This window comes from Xanthomonas sp. BRIP62409 (assembly GCF_003992965.1).
Lineage (GTDB): Bacteria > Pseudomonadota > Gammaproteobacteria > Xanthomonadales > Xanthomonadaceae > Xanthomonas > Xanthomonas euroxanthea.
Window position 1 is genome coordinate 1 of the sequence record NZ_QEZJ01000002.1, and the last position, 387, is coordinate 387.

Below are 387 nucleotides of genomic sequence, written 5' to 3' on the forward strand. Positions count from 1 at the left end.
GTCAACCGGAAGGCGGGACCAACGTGGGGCCCGCGAGTATTTCCGAGCGAACCCTGCGCGAAGTCTTCTTCCCACCATTTGCAGCCGCCATTCATTCAGCCCACGCGCTGAATGTCATGCCCTCCTACAACGAAATTGATGGTATTCCCTCGCACGGCAACTATTGGTTGCTGCACGACATCCTGCGCGGCGAAATGGGCTTTACCGGCGCGGTCGTCAGCGACTACGAAGGAATCGAGCAACTCGTAACGCTGCACCACGTTGAGCCGGATTGGGTACACGCTGCCGCGCGCGCCCTGCACGCGGGGGTCGATTCCGACCTGCCGGATGGTGCCGCCTACGCAAAGTTGCCGGAGGCCCTGGCGCAAGGACTCGTCACGCAGGAGC

At 62.3% G+C, this 387-nt stretch carries 1 protein-coding gene; it reads left to right on the top strand.

Annotated elements, in window-relative coordinates; translation table 11 throughout:
• Positions 1-387 (top strand): glycoside hydrolase family 3 protein (locus tag EO170_RS00010; RefSeq protein WP_164740842.1); only part of this gene is annotated, 387 nt, incomplete at both ends.